Origin of the sequence: Actinotalea sp. (assembly GCF_041597215.1) — a bacterium.
Taxonomy (GTDB): domain Bacteria; phylum Actinomycetota; class Actinomycetes; order Actinomycetales; family Cellulomonadaceae; genus Actinotalea.
Window position 1 is genome coordinate 1 of the sequence record NZ_JBFHHB010000166.1, and the last position, 7,142, is coordinate 7,142.

Genomic DNA, 7,142 nt, shown 5'->3' on the forward strand with positions numbered 1-7,142 from the left:
CGGGAGCCCGACGATCTCCACGGGTTCCCACGCGGGGTCCGCAAGGGTGTCCGCGAGGATCTCGATCCGCACCTGAGGGGAGCGGCCGTTGACCAGCAGGGCCCACCAGGCGCCGGAGCAGCGCACCCCGAGGCCGACCGGGCCGGGGCCGGGCGCCGGGACCGCATGGGCCGCGAGCGCCTCGGCGAGACCGATGCTGCCGTAGCCGACGAGCAGGGCGACGGGTGCGGCCGGGTCGACGGCCTCGCAGGTGACCGTCACGGCGCTCGACAGCTCCGGGAGCCGCAGGAGCAGTCCCTCGGAGCGCTGCTCAGGGGTCACCCGGATCTCCTGCGGCCGGCCCTTGGCCGGACGGCGCCAGACGGTGAACGGGCCGAAGGGCACACCCAGCGAGGGACGGCACTGCCAGCGCAGGGCCAGGTCGGTCTCGCGTCGGTCGTCGAGCTGCGGGAGGTCACCGGCGACCTTGTTCCACGCGGGGAAGCCGGCTCCGCGCGCCGCCTGGTCCTCCAGGACGGCCCGCCAGGGGATCGCTGCCCCGGTCGCGCGGAACCAGTAGGGACGTGCGATGCGGGGAGCCATCAGTCCTCCACCTCCCAGGGAGCCGCGTCCAGCAGGACCTGCACGGCCCGTGCCGTCGTCTCCGCGTCCGCCGACAGGACGTCGGCGGCCACCACGAGCTCGAGCCGCAGCTCGCTCCCCCGCGCCGCGGGGCCGAGCAGCACCACGGCCCGCGTGCGGCCGGGGCCCTGCACGATGCGTGTGACGGGCGCCGACGGCGGGCTGCCCGCCGGTGGTGCTCCCGCGACGGGCCGCAGGCTCAGCCAGTCGGCATCGCGGGCGACCCACCAGCGGCGGCTCGGGTCCGTCGGATCGGTGACCTCGGTGGGCACCGGACGGGACCGCCACAGCTGCTCGTTGCCCTCGACGACGACGGCCACCGGTTGCGGTACGGCCTCGGGTGACCACAGCACCGTCACCGACGGGTGGCGCGGGACCTGCGGGACGGGCAGGCCCGCCGCCTGGAAGGCCTCGTCGAGCACCGCTCCGGTGGGCCGCTCGGGCAGGGTCGCGAGCGCGGCCGGCGTGGGGCACAGGGCGTGCCGGGCGCCGTCGTTCCTGGTGAGCACCGCGATGTCCTCCGCACCGGCGAAGCGGGAGGTCGTGAACGGGACGCGGTACAGGCGTCGGCCCGCGGCGTCCCGCGGGGCACCCCTCGGGACGGCGATGACGTCCATCAGGTAGTCGGTCATCGGTTCCAGCCCGTAGGCCAGAGTGACCACGGTGTGGTGCGTCGTGCTGTGGGAGGCGTCCACGCAGGGGAGCTCCTCGGCGAGCGCGGTGACGGTGTCCTGCCACGGCGTCATCACCGAGAGCCCGTCCTCGGGCATCGGGGAGAGCAGCGGGACCGCTCCCCCTGCCACGAGCGCGTCGACGACGCCGGGCAGGGTGACGGCCTGCCCGGCCGGCCCTCCGTCCGGCGGGGAAGGATGCCTGCCGCTCGCGGAGCGGACCCGGACCCGGAGCTCCTCGCCGTAGGCGTCGAAGAGGTCCACCACCTTCGTGGACGAGAGCGCGAGCCGCAGCGGTTCGCCCGTGAGGACGCCGACCTCGCCCGGAGCCGGGGCCGTGGTCAGCAGCCACGGGTCCAGACGCTCGGGTGCCTCGTCGATCCCGTCGGCGGTGAACGCGAACTCCTGCGTCACCGGAGCGGACCAGGGTTCGCTCACGGTCCCGGAGGGACGCGACTCCTGCTGCACCGACTGGGCCGACCAGACCACGCGCACCGTGTAGGCGCCGCCCGGGGTGAGCAGGGCGTGGTCGTCCGGGTCCTGAGCGAGGAGGTCCTCCAGGTCCTCGCGCCCCTCGGTCACCACCGTCGTGTCCCAGTCCTCGCGGTCCACCTCGGCCTGGGTGGTCGCGGCGAACGCGACGACCCAGAAGGCCCGGTCGTGGAAGTGCACGGCCTGGCGGTTCCAGCCGATCTCGACCTCGACCGTGCCGGCGGGCGCCGTGAGGTGCACCAGCACAGGGACGAGGTCGCTCTGCAGGGCGATGATCCGCCCGGCGAGCGCGGCGGACCGCGTCACCGGCCCCGCCCACGGCCCGGACGGGTCCGTCCAGGTCGCCGGCACGGGGTTGCTCGACCCGATCAGATCGGCACCCGTCACCTGGCGGATGTCCAGCACGGTTCCGTCGACCGCACGCAGGTGCAGCTCGAGCCCACGCTCGACCCCCTTGCGCGGCACCAGCAGCACGACGTCGAGCTCGACGAACCCGCCGGCGCAGCGCACCCGGACGGCGTCGGCGAGCTCGGCCGGCCGGAAGCCCGTCTCGGACCACACCGCCTTGATGAGCTCGCTCTCCGCGCCGTCCGTTCCACCGACGTCGGCGCGGTCGTCCACCGGGGAGCGCAGGATCCGGCCCTCGCAGGCCTTGCCCGTGGGCTGGTCGTCGTCGCGATCGGGGGTGGCGGTCGACCAGGCGGAGTCCGCCCACACCGCGGCGAGGTCGTCGAGCGTCGCCCCGTCGGCGAGCAGCGCGACGGCGTCCTCGATACCGGGGCCCGCCGTCGGCAACGACGCGGAGCCGAGCCCTGCGGCCGCGCCACGCGCGGCGACGAGCGCCCGGGTGGTCGGTCCGCACGGCACCTGGTCCCCCACGACGATCGCTGGGGACGTGCCCTGCAGGAGGTCGGCGAGCTGATCCCCGGTGCGCCAGGGCTCGGTGACCGTGGCGAGGCGTTCCGCGGGGGAGGACCGCTGCGTGTCGGCGGCGTCGGGCCACGCGGTACCGGTGAGCCGCCAGCCGGGGCTGCTGGGTCCGGTGGACTGCCCGTCGAAGGTCCAGAGCACGGGCGCCGGAGCAGCGGCAGGGGTGCACAGGGTCCCCCAGCGCCTCTCGACGTCCCTGGTGAGCTGCTCGCCGAGCGGCACGGCACGCGGCGTGGGCGTGGGCATCCAGGAGAGCAGCGCCAGGGCCGGCCCGATCTGCGGGTCGTCGGCGAGCCGGCGCGACCACCAGGTCGCGGGGGTGAGCCCGTCGCTCGGCAGCAGGGCGCCGTCGAGGACGACGGAGTCGACCCGGTAGCGCCACCAGCGGTCCCCACGCCGCACCCAGGGGTCGGCGGGCAGGCCGCTGGAGGCGAGGGGGCGGCCCCCGAGCACGACGTTCCCGGCGGCGAGCTGCGGGGCGACGTCGAAGAGGACGACGGGAACGACATCGAGCGGGACCGACGGCACCTCGCCCGGGTCGCCCACCTCGACGGCGGTGGCGAGCACGCCGTCCACGGCACGGTCCACCGCGCTTCCCTCGACGAGGGCGGGCGAACGGCTGACCAGGCTGACCCCGGAGACCAGCGGCGGGGGCGTGAGCGGGGCCGGGTCGTTGTCGCCGATCGTCAGCTCGACGCAGCCCTCCACGTCGAAGAAGAAGAAGGAGACCTTCCCGCACACCTTCCCGTGCACGTAGGTGCGGTCCTCGACGCGCTCGGTCGGCAGCCCGACGTCGACCCGCTGCGGGCCGACCAGCACGGTCAGGTCGGCGCGCGCGGAGATCCCGATGATCCACAGCCGCAGCTCGCCGCTGACGTAGATGTGCCCGCCGATCGCGAACGGGGAGAACGAGACGATCGCGTCGAACCCGGCGGCGACCTCCAGGTACAGACCGATGGACTTCGAGCCCATGAGCACGGCACGCAGGTGGAATCCCACCGCGATCGTCAGCCCGCGGGTCTCCAGGGGAAGCGCGGGGATCGAGATCGTCGTGCCGTCCCCGTGCACCATGAGGTAGCCGGTCCCCTCGAACACGTCGAGGACCGAGACGGTGACCGGCTCGGTGTTGGTGCCCAGGTCGACGAACCAGCTGTCGAGGTCGTTCTTGTCGAAGAACGCCGTGACCGGGACCCGGATCGAGAGCAGCCGCTCGATCTCGTAGGCCGCGACGATCGCGATCGTGATGGTGCCGCGGCCGAGGTCGAGGTCGAGGACGGCGAGGAAGGTCGCCGACTGCGCGTGGTCCTTGAGGACGGGCGGCAGCGACAGGACGTCGGCCTTCATCGCGAAGAGGAGCCGCGGCCCGGGGACCTCGACGAGGACGAGTCCCTTGAGGTGCAGGATGAAGCCGCCCTCTGCCGTCCCCAGCAGGATCCCGCCTGCCACCGCGTAGGAGCCCGGCGTCATCTCCCAGCCGGCCGGGTGCATGATGCTCTCCCGCGGCGGGGCGAGCTGCTGCTGGAGCCAGGTCAGCGCGGGGACCGTCCCCCCGGTGGGCTTGCGTGCGAAGTTGACCGCCACCCCGCCGAGGAAGCCGTAGATGGCCAGTCCGGACCCGCCGAGCGGGAGCGGTGCGGGGAACTGCACCTCCGCGCCGATGAGGACCCCGGTCACGCCGTCCTGGGTGGACACCGCGAGCTGGGCGCTGATCCGCACGTTGAGGGCCGTCAGGGTGAGGTCGAAGGCCCCCTCGAAACCGGACTCGAGGATCTTCACGTAGCCCGAGCCGTGCAGCGTCCCGGGGACGTCGATGCTCGCGCCGAGGGCGGTGAGCTCCACCGAGACGGGGTCCTCGAGCTTGACCCGCACCCGGGCGGTGTCGATCGAGACGACGCCGAGGTCGACGCCGATGCCCACCTCGATCTCGAGGTACAGCGGGTTGTCCCGGCTGATCCGGCCGCCCAGCACGCGGAGCAGCTCGGCCAGCGGCCCCGGGCCCACGAGCGACCCGGCGGGGATGTCGAGGGAGTACCCCGCGGCGGGGTCGAACACGGGAAGCGGGACGTACTGGATGGTGCCGTCGGGCTGCGGGTCGGACCGCCACTGCGAGCGCACGCCGACGGCCTTGTACCGGGCGGTGAGCGGCTTGGTGGGCTCGACCCTGATGATGCCGATGTCGAAGGTGAACGCCGTCTCGACGTCGAGCAGGACGCTCACGGCGGTGCTGCGCGGCCCGTCCCCCGAGGTCGGGTCGACGAGCCCGCTCGTGACCACCACCTGCGCCCCGTGCAGGGTGACCGAGCGCGTCTCCATCACACCCGTCGCCCCCACGGCAACGGCGGTGCCACCGACGAGAGCCATCGGCACGAGCTCGCCCGCGCTCGGCGAGGCGGGTGTCACGGCGGCCATCAACGGGGCGAACACCGCGACAGCGCCGAGCACGTCGATCCCGCGCTGGCTGCCGCCGGTGCCGCGACGGGTCTGCCAGAGGCCGTCGGTGTCGGCCTCGATCGCGCGGAACTCCCCGGTGACGTCCCAGGAGGAGCGGTCCTCCGCGATCCGCAGCCGGAGCAGGAAGCGGCTGATGCCGTCGTTCGGGTTGCTCGCCGCGGGAAGGGGGTCCGTCCCGCTCGCCGCGAGACGGTTCTCCGTCGCGGTGCGGATGTCGATCTCGCCGTAGACCTCTGCGCGCACGAAGGTCCCGCGCAGGAGCTCGACGGTGACGCCGATCTTCCGGAAGCAGGCGGGGACCGGCGGCTTCGTCGGGGTCGGGTCGAGGTCCCGCACCGGCGGCGGCGCGACGGGGCGTTCGAGCCGGGCGGTCGTGGTGACGGTCTGATCCACGTGGGCCGTCGCGGTGGCCCGCCACCAGGAGGGGTCGCCGGGCACGGGGGAGGTCGAGGCCGCGGCCGCGGTCTGGCCGTGCGCGGTGCCCGCGGTGACCGAGGTGAAGCCGAGCTCCGGGTAGCGCACCGGGTCGACGGTGCGGAGCACTGCGACGAGCGCGTCCCGACGGCGCTCGCTGAGCGCCTGGTTGTGCGCCACGTGCCCGTCGTCGGTGTACCCCTCGGAGGAGGCGAAGCCCTCGACGGTCCAGGCGACGTCCTTGGGCAGGGCCGCCAGACGCGCGAGCCCGGCGGCGTCCAGCAGCGGCGGGGCGCCGCCGGCAGCGGTGCGGCTCGCCCACGGGGCGGAGCGCAGGTTCGCCGGGTCGAGGTGCCACGGGGTGGCGGGACCGGCGGCGACCTGGGGTCCCGTCGGTCGGTCGAACCCCGTGTAGGCGTCGATCGTCGTGGTGAGCGCCGTCGTGCGGGTGAGGGTGGCGGTCACGTCGAGCGGGGCGCCGGCGGCCACCGGGATCTGCGCGGTGGCGCCGCTCGCCGAGCCACCCGGCCAGGTCCAGGCCACGCTGCCGGTCGCGGCCGGGCTCAGTCCGACGGTGACCGCCGTGCTCGTCGCGGAGAGCACGGCGATCGCGTACCCGCTGCTGGACGTCGTGGTGGCGCTGACCGGTTGGTCCCCGGGTGCCGGGAGCGCCGCTGCGGGCCGACGCCGCGCGACGAAGGACCGGATGGTCTCGTGGGCGCCCGAGTCGGTCACGCGCACCCTGATGCTGACCGAGCCGGGGTCGGGGACGGTGACCTCGACCCGGTCGGCGACGGTCTCGACACCACCGACGGTGATCGCGATCCGGAAGGGTGCGATCCCGCCACCGGCGTCCACGGCCAGGAGCGACTCCTCGGGGAGCAGCACGTCGGGGATCGGGTCGCCGTCGGGCACCCCGATCCACGCTCCGCTCGGCGTCTGGAAGCGCAGGCGGACGGTCGGGGCGGTGCCCCGGTTGACGACCTCCGCGTTGAACTCCCCCGTGACGCCGGCATGCGCGCCGACCCCGATCCACAGCTCGCGCACCCCGGCGCTGACGGCGATCCCCTCGAGCCCGTCGGGGGCGACGAACAGGCGCACCTCCGGCAGGTAGAGCCCCTGCCAGGCATCGGGCTGGGTGCGGGCTCCGTCCGGGACCCCGCTGGGACCTGCCTCCCCCGACAGGTCGAGGATCGCGGCGCGGAAGGCGAAGCCGACGACGTCTCCGGGTCCGATCAGGGCGTGCGGCGGGTCCATCCGGATGAAGTCGTAGATCTCGTCGGCGACTGTCCCCGCACCGGCGGTGGCCGAGAGGAGCTCGACGTCGATCGCACCGTCGACGGGCCGCAGCAGCTGGACGCGGAGCGAGGGCAGGTGGAAGCGCACGCTCGGCCGGTTCGGGTCGGCGCGCAGCTGGCCCTGGGCGTCGAGCCGGGCGCCGCGCAGGTACGGCACGCGCAGGGCGGCGCGCGGGGTGGAGAGCACGACGCGCACGGTGCCGTCCGGGTCTCCCGCGGCGTCGAGGCGCAGGCCCAGCTCGATGCCCACGCCGCCGGTGAGCTC

General features: G+C 74.5%; 2 protein-coding genes. Both read right to left on the reverse strand.

The genetic code is table 11. From position 1 onward, the window contains the following. On the reverse strand, positions 1–582 hold a 582-nt coding region (locus tag ABWK99_RS11585), incomplete at its 3' end, for a hypothetical protein (RefSeq protein ID WP_372594858.1). After that, on the reverse strand, positions 582–7,127 hold the full coding sequence (locus tag ABWK99_RS11590) for a hypothetical protein (protein WP_372594859.1): 6,546 nt from the start codon (positions 7,125–7,127) through the stop codon (positions 582–584). The genes ABWK99_RS11590 and ABWK99_RS11585, both read right to left, overlap by 1 nt. Positions 7,128–7,142: the final 15 nt, after the last annotated feature.